We start from the raw sequence: 19203 nt of genomic DNA, 5'->3' as shown, positions 1-19203 counted from the left end.
CGTGCCGGTGCTTGCGCCACATCACGATACGCAGCACGGCCCGCCGCACGGTTCATCTCAGGCCCCGCCTGGTCCAAGCTCCACCATGAACAGCCCAGATACCCCTCTCCCACCGGACGCCCCTGCGGCTGAAGAAGAAGCCCAGGCCCCGGCCTGCGTGATGAGCTTCAATGCCAGCGAGCCCACCGGCGCCACCGGCATTGCCGGCGACATCGCCACCATCGCGGCCATGGGCGCCCATGCCCTGCCCGTCGTCACCGCCATCGTCCTGCGAGACACTGCCGAGATCTTCGAACACCAGACCCTGGACAGCGACCTGCTCGTCGAGCAGGCCCGCTCGGTGCTGGAGGACGTGCCCGTGGCCGCCTGGAAGGTCGGCTTCCTGGGCAGTGCGGAGGGTGTCAGCGCCGTGGCCGAGGTGCTGTCGGACTACCCCGACGTGCCCCTGGTGTCCTACATGCCTGCCATCAGCTGGCTGGATGAGGAACAGCAGCAGAGCTACTGGGACAGCTTCCGCGAGCTGATCCTGCCCCAGACCCAGGTGCTGGTGGGCAACCACAAGACCCTCACCGATTTCCTGCTGCCCGAATGGGATGCCGGCCGCCCCGCCTCTCCGCGCGAGTTGGCCGTGGCCGCTGCCGAGCATGGCGCCCAGCATGTGCTGGTAACCGGCATCGCCCTGCCCAACCAGTTCGTGGACAACGTACTCGCCAGCCCGCAAGGCCCCATCACCGGCGAAAAGTTCGAGCGCTTCGAGGTGAGCTTCATCGGTGCGGGCGAGACGCTGTCAGCCTCGCTGGCCGCGCTGCTGTCGGTGGGCGCCGAGATCCATGCCGCCGTGGGCGAGGCCCTGGCCTTCCTGGACCAGAGCCTGGATGCCGGCTTCCGCCCCGGCATGGGCAATGTGGTGCCCGACCGCTTCTTCTGGGCCCTGCCGCCCGGGGAGGAGGGCGAACCCGCTGCCGCCACCGAGCATGAGCACAGCCACGACCTGATGATGGACGAACCCAGCAAGGGTCCGCGCCGCATCCACTGAATCCCCTCCGAACCGATCCCATGAGCCAGAACCAGACCCTGTTCGAGCGCGCCCAGCGCGTGATCCCGGGGGGCGTGAACTCGCCCGTCCGCGCCTTCCGCGCCGTCGGAGGCACGCCCCGCTTCATCACTCGCGGCAGCGGCGCCTACATCTTTGATGCTGACGCAAAGAGTTACATTGATTACATCGGATCCTGGGGTCCGATGATCCTGGGCCACGGCCATCCAGCCGTGCTGGAGGCCGTGCAGAAGGCGGCCCTGGACGGTTTTTCCTTCGGTGCGCCCACTGAGCGCGAGATCGAACTGGCCGAGGAAATCCTCAAGCTCGTGCCCTCCATGGAGCAGGTGCGCCTGGTCAGTTCCGGCACCGAGGCCACCATGAGCGCCATTCGCCTGGCCCGCGGCGCCACCGGCCGCAGCAAGTTCATCAAATTCGAGGGCTGCTACCACGGCCACACCGACAGCCTGCTGGTCAAGGCCGGCTCGGGCCTGGCCACCTTCGGCAACCCCACCAGCGCTGGCGTGCCGGCCGAGGTGGCCCAGCACACCGTTGTGCTGGAGTACAACAACCTGGCCCAGTTGGAAGAGGCCTTCTCGCTCTACGGCCACGAGCTGGCCTGCGTGATCATCGAACCCATCGCAGGCAACATGAACTTCGTGCGGGCCGCCCTGCCCTTCGTCAAGCGCCTGCGCGAGCTCTGCACCCAGCACGGCGCCCTGCTGGTCTTTGACGAGGTCATGACCGGCTTCCGCGTGGGCCTGCACAGTGCCCAGGGCCACTACGCCAGCCTGCTGCCGGGCTTCAAGCCGGACATCAGCACCTTCGGCAAAGTCATCGGTGGCGGCATGCCCCTGGCGGCCTTCGGCGCCAGCCGGGAGATCATGAAGCACCTGGCCCCGCTGGGCGGCGTCTACCAGGCCGGCACGCTGTCGGGCAACCCGGTGGCCACCGCCTGCGGCCTGGCCACGCTGCGCGAGATCCAGAAGCCCGGCTTCTTCGACAGCCTCTCCGCGAAGACCCGGCAGCTGGTCGACGGGCTCAAGGCCGTGGCCGCCGAGAACGGCGTGCCCTTCAGTGCGGATTGCCAGGGCGGCATGTTCGGCTTCTTCCTGCTGCCCGAGCTGCCGCAGAACTACAAGACCGTCATGACCACCGACGGCGCCCGCTTCAACGCCTTCTTCCACGGCATGCTGGACCGCGGCGTCTACCTGGCCCCGGCCCTTTACGAAGCCGGCTTCGTCTCGGCCGCCCACACAGACGCCGACATCGCCGCCACCCTGGAAGCCGCGCGCCAGGCCCTGCGCTGAAGACAGTCTGACGCCATGAGCACCGCCTCCCGCCGCTACCGAGCGGCGGTCTTCGACATGGACGGGCTGCTGCTCGATTCCGAGCGGCCCATCCAGGACGCCTGGCTGCGCCTGTCGGCCGAGGCGGGCCGTGCCCTGACGCCGGCCGACTACCGGCTGACCGTGGGCCGCAACCGAGCCGACTGCCTGGCGCTGCTCGCCGGCTGGTTCGGCTCCCTCGACGCCGCCGAGCGCATGTACGAGGCCGTCGACGCCGAGGTGGCGCGGCGCTTCGCGGGCCGCGGCTTTGACCTCAAGCCGGGCGTGCTGCCCCTGCTGCAGGCCCTGCGCCAGCGCGGCATCCCCTGCGCCGTGGCCTCGTCCACGCGGCATGCCAAGGTGCTGGACCGCCTGGGGGCCGCGGGCATCCTGGCGCACTTCGACCCCATCCATGGCGGTGACCAGGTCGCCCGCGGCAAGCCGCATCCAGACCTCTTCGAGCTGGCCGCGCGCAGCCTGCAACACCCGGCGAGCGACTGCCTGGTGTTCGAGGACTCCAGCTATGGCGCCCAGGGCGCCCTGACGGCCGGCATGGGCGTGGTCCTGGTGCCCGACCTCAAAGAACCCGACCCGGCCATCGCCCCGCGATGCCTGGTCCTCCCCAGCCTGGATCAGGCCCTGGCCCATGTGCCGGTCTGGTTCGGCGACTGACCTTTCGCAGCACACCATGCACATCCACATCCTCGGCATCTGCGGCACCTTCATGGGCGGTCTGGCGGCCCTGGCCCGCGAGGCGGGCCATCGCGTCACCGGTTGCGATGCCAATGTCTATCCGCCCATGTCCACGCAGTTGGAGGCCCTGGGCATCGAGCTGATCGAGGGCTTCGGCGCCGAGCAGCTGAACCTGAAGCCCGACCTCTTCGTGATCGGCAACGTGGTCACCCGCTCCAGCGAGGGCCGCTTCCCGCTGATGGAAGCCATCCTGGACGCCGGCCTGCCCTACACCAGCGGCCCGCAGTGGCTGGCCGAGCATGTGCTGCAGGGCCGTCATGTGCTGGCCGTGGCCGGCACGCACGGCAAGACCACGACCACCTCCATGCTGGCCTGGATCCTCGAACACGCAGGCCTGAACCCCGGCTTCCTGGTGGGCGGCGTGCCGCAGAACTTCAACGTCTCGGCGCGTCTGGGCACGGTGAAGCCCGGCGCGCCCTTCGTCATCGAAGCGGACGAGTACGACACCGCCTTCTTCGACAAGCGCAGCAAGTTCGTCCACTACCGCCCGCGCACCGCCGTGCTCAACAACCTCGAGTACGACCACGCGGACATCTTCCCGGACCTCGCCGCCATCGAGACCCAGTTCCACCACCTGGTGCGGACCGTGCCGCCCAGCGGCCGCCTGGTCGTCAATGCGCGCGAGGAGGCCCTGCAGCGCGTGCTGCAGCGCGGCTGCTGGAGCGAGGTGCAGCGCTTCGGCGCTCGCAAGGAAGAGCCCGGCACCTTGCGCGCACGCGGCGAACCTTCGGCCTTCGACGTGCTGCGCGGCGCGCTCAAAGTGGCCCGCGTGGAATGGGAGCTGGCCGGCGAGCACAACCAGCTCAATGCCCTGGCCGCCATGGCCGCGGCCGAGCACCTGGGCGTGACGCCTGAGCAGGCTGCCGCCGCGCTGGCCGTCTTCAAGAACGTGCGCCGCCGCCTGGAGCTGCGCGGCGAGGCCGGCGGCGTCAAGGTCTATGACGACTTCGCCCACCACCCCACTGCCATCCGCACCACGGTCAACGGCCTGCGCCGCCGCATCGCGCCCTCGGAACGCATCCTGGCCGTCTTCGAGCCGCGCTCCAACACCATGAAGCTGGGCACCATGAAGGCCCAACTGCCCTGGGCGCTGGAAGAGGTGGACCTGGCCTTCTGCAACCAGGCCGGTCTGGGCTGGGACGCCGCCGAGGCCCTGCTGCCCATGGGCGAGCAGGCCCAGGTGCACGAGGGCGTCGACGCGCTGGTTGCCGCCATCGTGAAGGCCGCCCGTCCCGGCGACCATGTGCTGTGCATGAGCAACGGCGGTTTCGGCGGCATACACGAGAAGCTGTTGGCGGCGCTGGCCTGAGGCAGGCAAGACCTGCCCCTCATCGGGAGAAACGATCAGCGGGTCAGGGCCGCAGGCCTGCTGAGCCGCTCGATCTCGTAGTCGCCGTCGTCCACCAGTCGAGCCCAGCCCTCGAAGCGGCCCAGGCCCAGTGAGCGCGCCATGGACAGTAGCAGGCTCTGCCCAGCGACCGGGCTGAGCGGCTGCAGCTGATAGATGGGATCCTCGAAGGCCTCGGCCGGCGAGATGAACTGCCAACCCTTGGCCTTGAACATGGCAAGGGCATCATCCAGGAACAGCGCGTTGAGCAGGTTGTGGTGGGCCAGCAGGACCTGGGCGATATCCCGGCCCTGCAGGCGTCGCGACAGGGCCTGGTAGGCCTGCGCGCGCTGCCAGAGGTGGTCCAGGTAGGCCTGGCGGATGTCCTCGACCTCGGCCTGCGGATCGGCCTTCAGCCGCGCTTCCAGGAACTCGTTGAGCCGCCAGTCGCTGGTATCCAGGCTCACATAGGCATTGCGCCAGCCCTGTTCCTTCATCCAGGTCCGCATGCCGTCGCGCTTGGCTTCGGGCTTGCCCTCGCGCAAAAAGGTGAAGCGGAACCAGCGCTGCAGGCCGGGCTGCCCGGCGAGGATCTGCTGGCAGCGCTGGATCTCGTCCTGGTACTGCTCGAGGCTCAGCTGCGGGCTGTTGAGGTCCGGGTGCGTCATGGTGTGGTTGCCCAGCAGCTGGCCGGCGTCCGACCAGGCCTTGACCAGGGCCAGGCCCTCGGGGCGATCGGCACCGTTGCCGCAGGTCACGAAGAGCGCAGCCTGCACCCGGTGCTTGCGGATCGCAGCCAGAATGGCCTCGTTGCGCGCCTGCGGGCTGAGCAGCGGCGTGGCGCTGAGGTGGGGGCCATCGTCCAGGGTGAGGGCGATGCGCTGGGGCGCCTGCGCCAGCAGGGGCGAGACAAAGGCCGCCAGGACGGCCGCCGTGGCGAGCATGCGGAATCGGATCATGGACGGATTGTCGCCATGCCGCGGCATGCACAAGCGGGCCGCTCCGGCGCCAGTGCGCAGCTCGCCCGACAAGACCTGACCCCGCGCCGCCGCTCAGACGCCCAGCAGCTCCTTCGCCAGCGCCTCCGCCACCTCGATGCCATCCACCCCGGCCGACATGATGCCGCCGGCATAGCCCGCGCCCTCACCAGCCGGATAGAGGCCGCGCACATTGAGGCTCTGGTAGTCCCGGCCGCGCGTGACCCGCAGGGGGCTGGAGGTGCGGGTCTCGACGCCCGTCAGCACCGCGTCGTGCATGTCAAAGCCGCGGATCTGGCGGCCGAACGCTGGCAGGGCTTCGCGGATGGCGTCCAGGCAGTAGTCGGGCAGGCTGCCGCGGCCCTTCTCCTGCAGATTGGTCAGGTGCACGCCAGGCTTGTAGGAAGGCATGACGCTGCCGAACTCCGAGCTGACCTGGCGCTTGATGAAGTCGCCGACCAGACTGCCCGGGGCGATGTAGCCGCCGCCGCCCAGCTCGTAGGCGCGAGACTCCCAGATGCGCTGGAAGGCCATGCCGTCCAGCGGATTGACGGGGCCCTCGCTCTTGCCGTCCTGGCGGTAGTCCTGTGGGCTGATGCCCACCACGATGCCGGCATTGGCGTTGCGCTCGTTGCGCGAGTACTGGCTCATGCCGTTCGTGACGACGCGGTTGGGCTCGGAGGTCGCCGCCACCACCGTGCCACCGGGGCACATGCAGAAGCTGTAGACCGAACGACCGTTCTTGGCGTGATGGACCAGCTTGTAGTCCGCCGCGCCCAGCAGGGTATTGCCGGCATTGGGGCCGAAGCGGGCCTTGTCGATGAGGCTTTGCGGATGCTCGATGCGGTAGCCGATGGAGAAAGGCTTGGCCTCCATGTAGACGCCGCGCTCGTGCAGCATCTGGAAGGTGTCGCGCGCGCTGTGGCCCAGGGCGAGAATGACCTGGTCGGCGCGCAGTTGCTCGCCGCTCTCCAGCACCACGCCGCGCACGTGCCGCTGGCCGTCCTGGCCGGGCTCGATGAGCAGGTCGCTGACCTTCTGCTGGAAGCGGATCTCACCGCCCAGGGCCTCGATCTCGGCACGGATCTTGATCACCATGCTCACCAGGCGGAAAGTGCCGATGTGGGGCTTGGAGACGTAGAGGATCTCCTCCGGCGCGCCGGCTTTCACGAACTCGTTCAGCACCTTGCGGGTGAGGAAGCGGGGGTCGGAGATCTGGCTGTAGAGCTTGCCGTCCGAAAAGGTGCCGGCCCCCCCCTCGCCGAACTGCACGTTCGATTCGGGGTGCAGGTTCTGCTTGCGCCAGAGGTCCCAGGTGTCCTTGGTGCGCTCGCGCACCTGCTTGCCGCGCTCCAGCACGATGGGGCGCAGGCCCATCTGCGCCAGGACCAGCGCGGCCAGGATGCCGCAGGGGCCGAAGCCGATCACCACGGGGCGCAGCTTGTCGCCGCGGTTGTAGAAGTCCAGCGGCGCGTGGCCGACGAAGTGGTAGCTGGTGTCCGGCGTGGGCTTGACGTGGGTGTCGCCCTCGAAGCGGGCCAGCACGGCGGCCTCGTCCTCGACCTCGCAGTCCACGGTGTAGATCAGCATCATGGCCGACTTCTTGCGGGCGTCGTGGCTGCGCTTGAAGAGGTGGAAGTCCTTGAGCTGGCTGGATTTCAGGCCCAGGCGCTGGACGATGGCCGGGCGGAGCTCGTCCTCGGCATGGTTCAGCGGCAGGCGGAGTTCGGTGATGCGGATCATGGGATGACCTCAGGGGCGTGGCGATGGCCCAGTGGGGATCAGAAACGAGTCCCGGCCGATTGGCAAGCAGGCCGAACCGGGAACAGAAATGGAAACGGCGCCTTTGCAGGCGCCGTCATGCAGTCCGAGGACCGCCGGTCGATCAGCCGCCCTTGTGGGTGCGCTTGCCGGGGTTCTTCTTGCTGCGGGTGTGGGTGCCGCGCTCCAGGCTGGTGCAGTTGCCGCGGCCATGCGTGAAGCTCACGCCGTTGGCGGGGACGGGACGGGGGGCGGCGCGCTTGTCGGCCTCGGTGACGATCTTGTTGCCCATGGTGGCTCCAGAAGGGTTGTAAATGGATGACGGCAGCTTTTCGCGGGTCAACTGGCTATTTTAGCCCGACTGCGAGGGCGTCTCGCCTGCAGCTGTGTTTGCAGGCTTGCCTTCACGCCAAGCCCGCCTGCCAAGACGGGAAACGCGGCCATCACCCCTGCTGACGGTTTTGGCGGCGCAGCTCCCTACAATCCCCGCAGCCCCCGCGAGGGGCTGTTCCTGTTTGTAGCGCCCCATGCAACTGCCCCTGATCGCTCCCGGAAAGAAGTTCTCGCTGCCCCGCCCGCCGGGCTCGGCCGATGCCCTGCTGCTGGCCCGCTTCTGCCGCCAGCAGCTGGAGGCTGGACGGCTCTGCACCATCGTCACCGCCGAGCCGGGCGACACACAGCGCCTGGAGGACGAGCTCAAGTTCTTCGCCCCTGAACTGCGCGTGGCGGTCTTCCCCGACTGGGAAACCCTGCCCTACGACACCTTCAGCCCGCACCAGGACCTGATCTCCGAGCGCCTGGCCACGCTGTGGCGCCTGCTTCAGGCCAAGGACAAGCCGCGCGAGGATCGCGACGTGGACGTGGTCCTGCTGCCCGCCAGCACTGCACTCACGCGGCTGGCCCCCCCCTCCTTCCTGGCGGCCACCACTTTCCAGTTCAAGCAGAAGCAGCGCCTGGACGAGGCCGCACTGAAGGCCCAACTGGTGCTGGGCGGCTATGCGCATGTCTCGCAGGTGGTGTCGCCCGGCGAGTTCGCGGTGCGCGGCGGGCTGATCGACCTCTTCCCCATGGGCTCGCCCGTGCCCTATCGGGTGGACCTGTTCGGCGACGAGGTCGACTCCATCCGCACCTTCGACCCCGACAGCCAGCGCAGCCTCTACCCCGTGCCCGAGGTGCGCCTCCTGCCCGGCCGCGAGTTCCCCATGGACGAGGCCGCCCGCCAGGCCTTCCGCGCCCGCTGGCGCGAGAAGATGGAGGGCGACCCGAGCAAGTCCCGCCTGTACAAGGACATGGGCACGGGGCTGGCCACGGCAGGCATCGAGTACTACCTGCCACTCTTCTTCGAACAGACGGCCAGCTTCTTCGACTTCGTGCCGGAAGACGGCGCCCTGGTGCTGCACGGCGAGGTCGACGAGGCCCTGAACCGCTTCTGGACGGACACCCGCGAGCGCCACCGCTTCCTGCAGCACGACCCCGAGCGGCCCCTGCTGCCGCCCGAAGAGATCTTTCTTCGCGTCGAGGACTTCTTCGGTGCCACCCGCAGCCGGGCCGTGTTCAACGTGCGCGGCGCCGAGGCGGTGGACTATGCACGCCCCCTGCCGGACATCAGCGTCGAGCGTGGTGCCCAGGAGCCCCTGGCCCGGCTCGCCTCACACCTGAAGACCACGCCGCACCGCGTGCTGATCGTGGCCGAGAGCGAAGGCCGGCGCGAGAGCCTGCTGGAACTGCTGCGCGACAACAAGATCGATCCGCCCTCCGTCGCTGGCCTGGCTGAGTTCCAGGCCTCGGACGAGAAGTTCGCCATCACCGCAGCGCCTCTGGCTGCCGGCTTCTTCTGGCATGAACCGGACGCTGCGCCCACGGCCATTGCGATCCAGTTCCTCACCGAGACCGAGCTCTTCGCCACCACGCCCACCACCCGGCGGCGGCGCAAGCAGGAGCTGGTGAGCGACGTCAACGCGCTGATCAAGGACCTCTCCGAGCTCAAGGTCGGCGACCCCGTGGTGCACATGAACCACGGCATCGGCCGCTACCAGGGGCTGATCAATATCGACCTGGCCAACGGGGCGGATGGGGGCCCCAGCGAGTTCCTGCATCTCGAATATGCCGACAAGGCCACGCTCTACGTGCCCGTGGCACAGCTGCACCTGATCAGCCGCTACACGGGCGTCTCCGCCGAGGAGGCGCCGCTGCACAAGCTGGGCTCGGCGCAATGGGAGAAGGCCAAGCGCAAGGCCGCCGAGCAGGTGCGAGACACCGCAGCCGAGCTGCTCAACCTCTACGCCCGCCGTGCCGCCCGCGAGGGCCATGCCTTCCGCTACTCGGGCCATGATTACGAGGCCTTCGCCGCCTCCTTCGGCTTCGAGGAGACGCCCGACCAGCGCGCCGCCATTCATGCGGTGATCCAGGACATGATTTCACCCAAACCCATGGACCGACTGGTCTGCGGCGACGTGGGCTTCGGCAAGACTGAGGTGGCCCTGCGCGCCGCCTTCGTCGCCGTGATGGGGGGCAAGCAGGTGGCCCTGCTGGCGCCCACCACCCTGCTGGCCGAACAGCACTACCAGAACATCGCGGACCGCTTCGGCAAATGGCCGGTGAAGGTGGCCGAGATGAGTCGCTTCCGCTCGGCCAAGGAGATCAAGACCGCGATGGAGGGGCTGGCCGACGGCAGCATCGACATCGTCATCGGCACGCACAAGCTGCTGTCGCCGGACGTGCAGTTCAAGCGCCTGGGCCTGCTGATCATCGACGAGGAGCACCGCTTCGGCGTGCGCCACAAGGAAGCGATGAAGGCCATGCGGGCCGAGGTGGACGTATTGACGCTCACCGCCACGCCCATCCCGCGCACCCTGGGCATGGCCCTGGAAGGTCTGCGGGACTTGAGCGTGATCGCCACCGCACCACAGCGCCGCCTGGCCATCAAGACCTTTGTCCGCACCGAAAACAGCGGCACCATCCGCGAGGCTGTGCTGCGCGAACTCAAGCGCGGGGGCCAGGTCTACTTCCTGCACAACGAGGTCGAGACCATCGAGAACCGCCGCCAGAAGCTCGAGGAGCTGCTGCCGGAAGCCCGCATCGTCGTTGCCCACGGCCAGATGCCCGAGCGGGAGCTGGAGCGCGTGATGCGCGAGTTCGTGACCGGCCGGCACAACGTGCTGCTGTGCTCCACCATCATCGAGACCGGCATCGACGTGCCCGCCGCCAACACCATCGTGATCAGCCGGGCAGACAAGTTCGGCCTGGCCCAGCTGCACCAGTTGCGCGGCCGCGTGGGCCGTTCGCACCACCAGGCCTATGCCTACCTCATGGTGCCCGACGTGGAAGGCCTGACCAAGCAGGCCGCCCAGCGCCTGGAGGCCATCCAGCAGATGGAAGAGCTGGGCTCGGGCTTCTATCTGGCCATGCACGATCTGGAGATCCGGGGCTGTGGCGAGGTCCTCGGCGAGAACCAGAGCGGCAACATGATGGAGGTGGGTTTCCAGCTCTACAACGACATGCTCTCGGAGGCCGTGCGCTCGCTGAAAGCCGGCAAGGAGCCCGACCTGCTCTCGCCACTGGGCGGGGTCTTTGGCGCCAACACCGAGATCAATCTGCACGCCCCCGCCCTGCTGCCCGACGCCTATTGCGGCGATGTGCACGTGCGCCTCTCGCTCTACAAGCGCCTGGCCACGGCCGACAGGTCCGAGCAGATCGACGCCATGCTCGAGGAGATCACCGACCGCTTCGGCAAGCTGCCCGCGCAGGGCCAGACCCTCTTTGACACCCACCGGCTTCGCGTCTTGGCCAAGCCCTACGGCGTGGTCAAGATCGACGCCGCGCCCTCGGTGATGAACATCAACTTCCGCCCCAACCCACCCATCGACGCGATGCGGGTGATCGAGCTGGTGCAGAAGAACCGCAACATCAAGCTGGTCGGCAACGACAAGCTCCGCATCGACAAGGCCCTCAGCGATCCCAAGGACCGCGCGCAGGCCATCCGCGAGGTGCTGCGCCTGCTGGGCGCGCCGCTGAAGCAGGACTGAACCCTTCTTTTCAGGATCATTCACCCCCATGAGCGCTCTCGTCACCCAAGGCTTCACCCCGCCCCTGCGTCTGGCTGACTTCCGCCTGGCCGCCTTCGACATGGACTCGACCCTGATCAACATCGAGTGCATCGACGAGATCGCTGCCGCCGCCGGCAAGAAGGCCGAAGTGGCCGCCATCACCGAGGCCGCGATGCGCGGCGAGATCACCGACTTCAAGGACAGCCTGCGCCGCCGCCTGGCCCTGCTCAAGGGTGTGCCGGTGAGTGCGCTGGAGCAGGTACTGCGTGAACGGCTGCAGTTCAACCCGGGCGCGCGCGCGCTGTGCGCTGCGCTCAAGGCGGCCGGGCTGAAGCTGCTGCTGGTGTCGGGCGGCTTCACCTACTTCACCCGGCATGTGGCGGCCGAACTGGGCATGGACTTCGTGCGCAGCAACGAGCTGGAGATCATCGACGGCCATCTCAGCGGCGGCCTGGTGATGCAGGCCTGGGGCGAGATCTGCGATGGTGAGGAGAAGAAACGCATGCTGCTGCAATGCGCCGCCGAGATCGGCGCCGCACCTGAGCAATGCATGGCCGTAGGCGATGGTGCCAACGACCTGCCCATGATGGGTGCGGCCGGTCTCTCGGTCGCCTACCACGCCAAGCCCCGGGTGCGCGAGCAGGCCATGGTGGCCATCAATGAAGGTGGGCTGGAGCTGCTGCTGCAAGTGCTGCGCTGAGGGCCCGAAGCCTCAGTCGGCAAGCGCGTCCTGCCAGCGCCCACCCTTCCCACCTGGGGGTGATGCGCGGACGCTCTCTTGGGGCGCTAGCATTCAGAAATGAATGACACAGAGACAAGAGGCGGCCGACGCCTGCGCCACTGGGTAGCGCTGAGCCTGGCCCTGTGCGTGGCCGTGGGCGCCTGGTGGAACTGGCAAGGCGACGACGAGGACCACCCCAACACCGAGCCGCCAGCGGCGGGGCCTGCGGCGACATCCACCGCGGGACCAGCCGCCCGCACTGCCTCGGCAGGCCTGGCCGCTCGGGCAGCAGAGCCGGCTGCCAGCCCGCAGGCCGCGGCATCCCGACCTTCCGTGGCCGCTTCTGCGGAGCCGGCACCCTACGCGGACGCCCTGAGCCCCGAACAGCTGGCCCAGATCGAGAAACAATGGTGCATACACGGGATGAAGGCCCACCAGCAGGCCCAGCAGGCGCTGGAGCGGGCCTATCCCGTCCGCGCTGGCGAGGGCAAGCTGGACATGACAGCACTGGAAGCCCGCTCACAGGCGCTGTTCAAGGAGACCGGCACGAAGGCCATGCTGGCCGTCCAGCTCCGGCTGAAACGTCGCTGGATCGAGCAGTTGCGCCAGCGCGGTGACATGCGCAGCCAGGCCGCTGCAGACTACCTGACGGCCTCGACCACCTTTGGCGAGGAGGCCGAGACATCCTTGCAGCACCTGCTGGGCCTCGCACAGAGCAGCCGCGACCCGCTGGTCTTCATGATCTGGCAACTCGCCAAGATTGCGTGCACGCGGCAGACCTACTGCAACGCCCTGCCCCTCAGTGACTGGCGAAGCCTCGATGCTCGCAATCTGCTGGCCTGGCTTCCCGACCCCGCCAACAGGCCGGAGGCCGTCGACCTTGACTGGAATGCGCTGGCAAACACCAGCTTTGCCAGCAGCTATCTGGAGGACTTTCAAGGCCTGCTGCTGCCGCTGCTGGATGCCGAGCCCCCGGGCCTGGCGCTTCAGCAGGGTCTGGCCCTGGTCAGCCGGCTACGGTACGAGTGGCCTGTCAGGTCAGGCGCAGTCGCCCTGGCCAGCACCTGCGTGGAGGTTGCGGACACCGCCCCCGCACGCATGGCCGTCTGCCTGCATGCTGCCGATCTCTTATGGCGCAGTCCGTCTTCCGGCTTGTTCGAGCACAAGTTTGCCTTGGGCATGGCCAGCATGGCGGGAGCCTTGGAGCAGTCGCCCTGGGCTGAGCGCATGGCCTTTGTGAAGCGGCTGAGCCCCAGTGACGGCCAGCGACTGATGGACCTGGAATACCAGGCCAGCCGTGACAAGCAGAGCTGTGACACCCTGGCCTACGAGCGCCAGCAGTTGAAGGAGCAGGCGCGCAGGGGACTGTGGGCAGCCGCCTTGGGAGGCGCGGGAACCACCCCCCTGCCCTGACCCCCAAGGGGCCCTGACGCCCCTGCTTGCACTGCGCAAGCCGGCGCGCGATCTGCGCCCAAAGTGACACCCATTTGACACACCCAGCGCCAACACCCCCAATCGAGGGCTTGACCCCGGGCAAATCCCGATCCTTTTAGCAACACCTTGCTACATCCTCTTGCCATTCGATCCTGACGGCAGAAGTAGGGCTGCGGACAATCGCTGCTTGGCCTGACGCAGGCCCTGAGCTGTACCGCCTGTTCCCCCCCTCTTCCATGCGCGTTCCTGTCGATCTCCGCCAAGTCAGCCGATTGCTCAACCACGGCCCCACCGTGCTGGTCAGCAGCCAGCACGAGGGCCGCCGTGACGTCATGGCCGCCGCCTGGAACATGCCCCTGGACTTCAGCCCGCCCAAAGTCGCGGTGGTGATCGACAAGGCCACCTACACCCGCGAGCTGGTCGATGCCTCCGGTGAATTCGTGCTGGCCGTACCCTGCGCTGCCCAGGCCCAGCTGACGGCCGATGTCGGCCATGTCAGCGGCCGTGAGCTCGACAAGTTCCAGCGCTTTGGCATCCATGCCCAGCCGGGGCAGAAGGTAGACGCGCCGCTGATCGAAGGCTGCCTGGCCTGGCTGGAGTGCGTCGTCTACCCCGAGCCCTATGTCGAGCACCGCTACGACCTCTTTCTGGCCGAAGTGGTATCCGCCTGGGCCGAGGACTGGGCCTTCGTCAACGGCCGCTGGGTGGACCAGGCCGAGGTGCAGCGCCGCGCCCTGCATCACCTGGGCGCCGGCCAGTTCTTCACCAGCGCCGGCCTGCTGGTGACCGAGGCCATGGCCTGAACCACGGCAGCGGCCCGCTGCCCCTGGACGGCGCCGCCCCGCCACCGGGCCTCATGCACAGTCCCGTCCCCTGCGCGCCCCCGGGTCCTGCGGCCCTGCCCCACGCCCGCTGGCGCCAAGCCACATGACGACCGCGGCCCGCCGACCCGGCCCCTGTCCCTGAGCGCCTTCTGCCCTGCGCCCGATCCCGGCCAGGCCTCTGGCGGCACGCCAGGCCGGCGAGAATCCCTTGATTCACCTCAGGGGACGATGGGGATCCCACCCCGCACAATGGGGCTATTGCTCAGGGAGACATGCCATGACAGCCACCCTGCAGCCCGCGTCGGCGCCCGGCGCCCTGCTGGAACAGACGCTAGAAGCCGCCGGCATCGGCCTGGCCTGGGTCGATGCCCAGGGGCGTCTGGAGCGCAGCAGCGCCTGCTTTCGCCGCTGGGTCGGCGCAGCGGCCTCGCTGTTTGAGTGCGTGCATGCGCTGGATCCCGTGGCCTGGCAGTCCTGGCTGGCCGCGTCGGCCGAGCCCCGCCAACTGACCCTGCGTACCGCGGATGGCGGCAGCCTGCAGGTCGAGGCCCAGCTGCGCAGCCTGCCTGCGCAGGGCGAGGGCTTGCTGGCCCTGGTGCTGAGCCCGCTGGATGAGCGGCGCGAGCGCCACGCCATCGACATCCTCCAGCGCGAGGTCCTGGAGGCGGTGGCCTGCGGCCGCCCGCTGCAGGTGGTGATGGACCTGCTGTGCCGCCGGGTCGAGGCCATGGACGCCAGCGTGATCTGCACCGTGCTGGAGATCGACCGTGCAGGCCGGGTGCATCCCTTGGCCGCGCCCAGCCTGCCCGCCGCCTTCAGCAGCGCCATCGACGGCGAGGCCATAGGCCCGCAGGCCGGCAGCTGCGGCACGGCCGCCTGGCGGCGCGAACCCGTGGAGGTGAAGGACATCGCCAGCGACCCTCTGTGGGACCGCTACCGGCCGCTGGCTCAGGCCTTTGGCCTGGCCGCCTGTTGGTCCACGCCCATCTTTCTGCAGGACGGCCAGGTGGGCGCCACCTTCGCCCTGTACTACCGGCAGGTCCGCAGCGTCGCGCCCTTTCACCGCCGCATGGTCGAGGCCTGTGCCCAGCTGTGCCAGCTGGCCCTGCAGCACGAGGCCAGCCAGCGCGAGATCGAACGCCTGGCCTACTACGACAGCGTCACCGGCCTGCCCAACCGCACGCTGTTCATCGATCGCGCCCAGCAGGCCCTGCAAATGTCCCACCAGCTGGAGCGCCCCTCCGCGCTGCTGCTGCTGGACCTGGACCGCTTCAAGACCGTCAACGATTCCCTGGGCCATGCCACCGGCGACGAGGTGCTGCGCGAGACCGCCCGCCGCCTGAGCGCGACCCTGCGCGACACCGACACCCTGGCCCGCCTGGGCGGCGACGAGTTCGTGCTGATGCTGCCCGGCTGCCATGCGCTGGACGCCATGCACGTCGCCCAGAAGCTGCATGCGGCGCTGGCCGCACCGCTGCGCCTGGACACGGGCATGTCCATCAACCTCAGCGCCAGCATCGGCATCAGCACCTACCCCGACGACGGCCAGAGCTTCGAGCCCCTGCTGAAAAATGCCGACATCGCCATGTACGAGGCCAAGCAGGCGGGGCGCAACTGCAGCCGCTACTTTCTCGCGTCCATGAACCAGTCCCTGGACGAGCGGCTGAACCTGGAGTCCGAACTGCGCCAGGCCCTCAATGCCGGCCAGCTCCTGCTGCATTTCCAGCCCAAGCTGTCCCTGGCCGACGGCCGCGTGCTGGGCATGGAGGCGCTGCTGCGCTGGCCGCATCCCGAGCGCGGCTGGGTGCCGCCGGACCGCTTCATTCCCGTGGCCGAGGAATGCGGCCTGATCAACGCCCTCGACGCCTGGGTGCTGGAGGCCGCCTGCCGCCAGCTCCACGACTGGGCCGCCCAGGGCCTGCCGGGGCTGCAGCTCTCGGTCAATGTCTCGGCCCTGCGCTTCGTGCAGGACGACGTGGCCGCGCATGTGCAGCAGCAGCTGCATCGCCACGGCCTGCAGGCCTCGCAGCTGACCCTGGAAGTCACCGAACGCCTGATGCTGGACGAGCGCGGCCGCCCGCGCGAGCAGCTGCAGGCCCTGGACGCCATGGGCGTCAGGATCTCGGTGGACGACTTCGGCACCGGCTACTCCAGCCTCAGCTACCTGAAGCGCCTGCCGGTCTCGGAGATCAAGCTGGACAAGAGCTTTGTGCGCGACCTGGAGACCGACCCGGACGACCGCGCCCTGGCCAGCGCCGTGGTCAGCATCGGCCAGGCGCTGGACCTCAGCGTGGTGGCCGAAGGCGTGGAGACGCAAGCCCAGCGCGAGACCCTGCTGCGCCTGGGCTGCCAGGTGGGACAGGGCTGGCTCTTCGGCCGCCCCATGGACGCCCAGGCCATGGCGGCCTGGTTGCGCAGCCGGGTCTGAGCCGGGCCGGAGCTCAGGCCAGGCGCTGGGGCAGGATCAGGCAGCCGTCCTCGTCGGCATAGAGCCACTCGCCGGGCCGCACCATCAGCCCGTGCAGTTGCAGGGGAACATCCACCGAGCCCTGCCCCTGGCGGTCCGTCGGCAGGGGCACATGGCCCAAGGCCAGGATGCCCACATCGGCCGCGCGCAACTCGGCGCGGTCCCGCACGCAGCCGTGGATCAGCAGGCCGGCCCAGCCATTGCGCGCCGCAGCGGCGGCCAGATTGCCGCCCAGCAGGGCGCGCTGCAGGGACCCGCCGCCATCCACCACCAGCACGCGCCCCTCGCCGGGCGACTCCACCGCGGCCTTGACCGCGCTGTTGTCATCCAGGCAGCGCACGGTGCGGATGGGGCCGGCGAAGCGCTCGCGAGCACCATAGCTGACATAGCGCCCGCCGGGCAGCACGCGCAGGGCGCCGCTGGCGTCGCTCTTGAAACGGTCGCAGATGTCGCAGGTGCTGAAGTCCATGCCGAGCTCCCGGGCCGCCGCTCAGGCGACGATGCGGATGTGCTGGCCCTGCACGCTGATCCGCTGGCCGGCCCGCATCTTGGCGGTCTTGCGGCTCTCGGGCTGGCCGTCGACCGTGACCTGGCCGTCGGTGATCATCAGGCGGGCCTGACCGCCGCTTTGGGCCAGGCCTGTGGCCTTGAGCAGCTTGTCCAGTTCGATGTACTCGCCGCGCAGTTGGAATTCGATGTCGTTCATGAAGGCATTGTCCCAGACGGCGCGCGGCCCGGTTCAGGCCTGCCCCAGGCGCTGGCGCGCGGCATCGCGGATGGCGCTGAGCGTGCTGCGGCTGGTCGAGACGTCGCTGGAAAGCCGCAGATGGAACAGCGTGGGCCGCTCCTGCGCGATGGCGGCACGCAGGGCGGGCTCGAAGTCCTCGGTCTTCTCGATGCGGTGCGAGGCCCAGCCGTAGGCCTGGGCCAGCGCGGCGAAATCGGGGTTGTAGAGATCACTGCCCGAGACGCGCCCGGGGTACTCGCGCTCCTGGTGCATGCGGATGGTGCCGTAGGTGCCGTTGTCCACCACCACGCACAGCAGCTTGCGCGCGCCGTAGCCGGTGGCCGTGGCCAGCTCCTGGCCGTTCATGAGGAAGTCGCCGTCCCCCGCGATATTGACCACCCAGCGCGACTGCAGCAGCGAGGCCGCCACCGCCGCCGGCAGGCCGTAGCCCATGGCGCCGCTGGTCGGGGCCAGCTGCGTGCGGCCGTGCCGGTGCAGGCCGCTGTAGCGGTGGAAGCGGTGCAGCCAGCCGCTGTAGTTGCCCGCGCCATTGGTGAAGACCGTGCCCTCGGGCAGCAGGCTGGAGAGGCTCTTGACGACCTCGGCCATGTCCAGCGGCGCGACCGGCTGGGCGACGAGGTTGGCCTCGTAATCGGCATGCGCGGCCTGCGTCCAGTCGGTCCAGCGGCACTCGGCAGGCGGTGCCAGTGCAGCCAGGGCCGGCGCGGCGCAGCGCATGCTGGCGTTGATCATCAGCTCGGCCGCATAGACGCGGCCCAGCTCCTCGGCGCCAGCATGGATGTGGATGAGGTCCTGGTCCGGCAGCGGTGCCTGCAGCAGGGTGTAGCCGCCGGTGGTCATCTCGCCCAGGCGCGGGCCGATGGCGAGGATGAGGTCAGCGTCCTTCACGCGTTGAGCCAAGCTGGGATTGATGCCGATGCCAACATCCCCCGCGTAGAGCGGATGGGCATTGTCAAAGAGATCCTGGAAGCGGAAGGCGCAGCCCACGGGCAGCTGCCAGGCTTCAGCGAAGCGCTGCAGGGCGGCCACGCTGTCGGGCGTCCAGCCGCCACCGCCGGCGATCACGAAGGGGCGCTTCGCCGCGGCCAGGCGCTCGCGCAGCTCGGCCAGGGCCGCCGGACTGGGCGCGGCCTCGGCCACGCGCACGCGGGGCAGGACCGGGGCGCTGATCTCCTTCGTCAGCATGTCCTCGGGCAGCACCAGCACGACGGGGCCGGGGCGGCCCTGCAGGGCGGTGTGGAAGGCGCGGGCCACGTACTCGGGCAGGCGCTCGGCGTCGTGCACCTCGCCCACCCACTTGGCCATGCCCAGCGTGCCGGGGCCGAACATCTGGCGGTAGTCCACCTCCTGGAAGGCCTCGCGGTCACGCTGGTCGCTGGCCACCTGGCCGATGAAGAGGATCATCGGCGTGGAGTCCTGGAAGGCCGTGTGCAGGCCGATGCTGGCATTGGTGGCGCCCGGGCCGCGGGTCACGAAGCAGATCCCCGGCTGCCCGCTGAGCTTGCCCTGGGCCTCGGCCATGAAGGCCGCCCCGCCCTCCTGGCGGCAGGCGATGAAGCGGATGCGCTCGCGGTGCTCGTGAAAGCCGTCCAGCACGGCCAGGTAGCTCTCGCCGGGAACTCCGAAGGCGTCGGTCACGCCTTGTTCGATCAAGGCCTCGACCAGCGCGTGGCCGGCAAGGCGCGATACAGCTTGGGTGGATGCTTGCTTCGTCATGCGGCGACTGTAGCGCCGGCCCGAGGGGCAGGTCTTGCGCTGTTGCAAGGCCCGCTTCGGGGCTTTCC

General features: G+C 68.9%; 15 protein-coding genes. 9 read left to right on the top strand and 6 right to left on the bottom strand.

Annotated elements, in window-relative coordinates:
* Nucleotides 1–85: 85 nt before the first annotated feature.
* From thiD to mpl, 4 genes are read left to right on the top strand one after another with little or no spacing between them, the layout of a single operon-like run.
* Nucleotides 86–1036, top strand: coding sequence for a bifunctional hydroxymethylpyrimidine kinase/phosphomethylpyrimidine kinase (thiD, locus tag ACS5PK_RS16320; RefSeq protein WP_439441312.1), 951 nt, complete (start codon nt 86–88; stop codon nt 1034–1036).
* Nucleotides 1037–1056: 20 nt separating this feature from the next.
* Nucleotides 1057–2343, top strand: a complete 1287-nt coding sequence (gene hemL / locus ACS5PK_RS16315) for a glutamate-1-semialdehyde 2,1-aminomutase (protein ID WP_439441311.1) — start codon at nt 1057–1059, stop codon at nt 2341–2343.
* 15 nt (nt 2344–2358) lie between these two features.
* Nucleotides 2359–3033 (top strand): HAD family hydrolase, encoded by a 675-nt coding sequence (locus ACS5PK_RS16310; RefSeq protein ID WP_439441310.1) that lies wholly within the window; start codon nt 2359–2361, stop codon nt 3031–3033.
* A 16-nt stretch (nt 3034–3049) separates the two neighbouring features.
* Nucleotides 3050–4423: a UDP-N-acetylmuramate:L-alanyl-gamma-D-glutamyl-meso-diaminopimelate ligase gene (gene mpl, locus ACS5PK_RS16305; RefSeq protein ID WP_439441309.1), complete on the top strand. Its 1374-nt coding sequence runs from the start codon at nt 3050–3052 to the stop codon at nt 4421–4423.
* Between the two features lie 35 nt (nt 4424–4458).
* On the opposite strand, the gene ACS5PK_RS16300 is transcribed toward mpl, so the two are convergent.
* The 3 genes from ACS5PK_RS16300 to ACS5PK_RS16290 all read right to left on the bottom strand — a co-directional run bounded on the left by ACS5PK_RS16300 (nt 4459) and on the right by ACS5PK_RS16290 (nt 7471).
* Nucleotides 4459–5400: a polysaccharide deacetylase family protein gene (locus ACS5PK_RS16300; protein WP_439441308.1), complete on the bottom strand. Its 942-nt coding sequence runs from the start codon at nt 5398–5400 to the stop codon at nt 4459–4461.
* A 93-nt stretch (nt 5401–5493) separates the two neighbouring features.
* Nucleotides 5494–7161, bottom strand: a complete 1668-nt coding sequence (locus ACS5PK_RS16295) for an NAD(P)/FAD-dependent oxidoreductase (RefSeq protein ID WP_439441307.1) — start codon at nt 7159–7161, stop codon at nt 5494–5496.
* Between the two features lie 142 nt (nt 7162–7303).
* On the bottom strand, nt 7304–7471 hold the full coding sequence (locus ACS5PK_RS16290; RefSeq protein ID WP_269631690.1) for a hypothetical protein: 168 nt from the start codon (nt 7469–7471) through the stop codon (nt 7304–7306).
* A 235-nt stretch (nt 7472–7706) separates the two neighbouring features.
* On the opposite strand from ACS5PK_RS16290, the gene mfd reads away from it, so the two are divergent.
* The 5 genes from mfd (at nt 7707) to ACS5PK_RS16265 (ending at nt 16632) form a co-directional block, all read left to right on the top strand.
* Complete coding sequence (gene mfd, locus ACS5PK_RS16285; RefSeq protein WP_439441306.1) at nt 7707–11204, top strand: transcription-repair coupling factor; 3498 nt, start codon at nt 7707–7709, stop codon at nt 11202–11204.
* A gap of 28 nt (nt 11205–11232) precedes the next feature.
* Entirely contained in the window at nt 11233–11925 is a 693-nt protein-coding gene (serB, locus tag ACS5PK_RS16280) for a phosphoserine phosphatase SerB (RefSeq protein ID WP_439441305.1), read from the top strand.
* 99 nt (nt 11926–12024) lie between these two features.
* Entirely contained in the window at nt 12025–13359 is a 1335-nt protein-coding gene (locus tag ACS5PK_RS16275; protein ID WP_439441304.1) for a hypothetical protein, read from the top strand.
* A 257-nt stretch (nt 13360–13616) separates the two neighbouring features.
* On the top strand, nt 13617–14183 hold the full coding sequence (locus ACS5PK_RS16270; protein WP_439441303.1) for a flavin reductase family protein: 567 nt from the start codon (nt 13617–13619) through the stop codon (nt 14181–14183).
* 298 nt (nt 14184–14481) lie between these two features.
* The gene (locus ACS5PK_RS16265) at nt 14482–16632 is read left to right on the top strand and encodes a putative bifunctional diguanylate cyclase/phosphodiesterase (protein WP_439441302.1); all 2151 of its coding nucleotides are present in this window, start codon (nt 14482–14484) and stop codon (nt 16630–16632) included.
* A 13-nt stretch (nt 16633–16645) separates the two neighbouring features.
* On the opposite strand, the gene rraA is transcribed toward ACS5PK_RS16265, so the two are convergent.
* The 3 genes from rraA to ACS5PK_RS16250 are packed head-to-tail and all read right to left on the bottom strand — an operon-like array spanning nt 16646 to nt 19135.
* The gene (gene rraA, locus ACS5PK_RS16260; RefSeq protein WP_439441301.1) at nt 16646–17140 is read right to left on the bottom strand and encodes a ribonuclease E activity regulator RraA; all 495 of its coding nucleotides are present in this window, start codon (nt 17138–17140) and stop codon (nt 16646–16648) included.
* A gap of 21 nt (nt 17141–17161) precedes the next feature.
* Nucleotides 17162–17377: an RNA-binding S4 domain-containing protein gene (locus tag ACS5PK_RS16255; protein WP_439441300.1), complete on the bottom strand. Its 216-nt coding sequence runs from the start codon at nt 17375–17377 to the stop codon at nt 17162–17164.
* 33 nt (nt 17378–17410) lie between these two features.
* Nucleotides 17411–19135 (bottom strand): thiamine pyrophosphate-binding protein, encoded by a 1725-nt coding sequence (locus ACS5PK_RS16250; protein WP_439441299.1) that lies wholly within the window; start codon nt 19133–19135, stop codon nt 17411–17413.
* Between the last annotated feature and the right edge of the window lie 68 nt (nt 19136–19203).

This window comes from Roseateles sp. DB2 (assembly GCF_051857535.1).
Classification (GTDB): Bacteria; Pseudomonadota; Gammaproteobacteria; order Burkholderiales; family Burkholderiaceae_C; genus Roseateles_B.
Note: the sequence above shows the minus strand (reverse complement) of the source record. Positions and strands in the feature narration are given on the sequence as shown.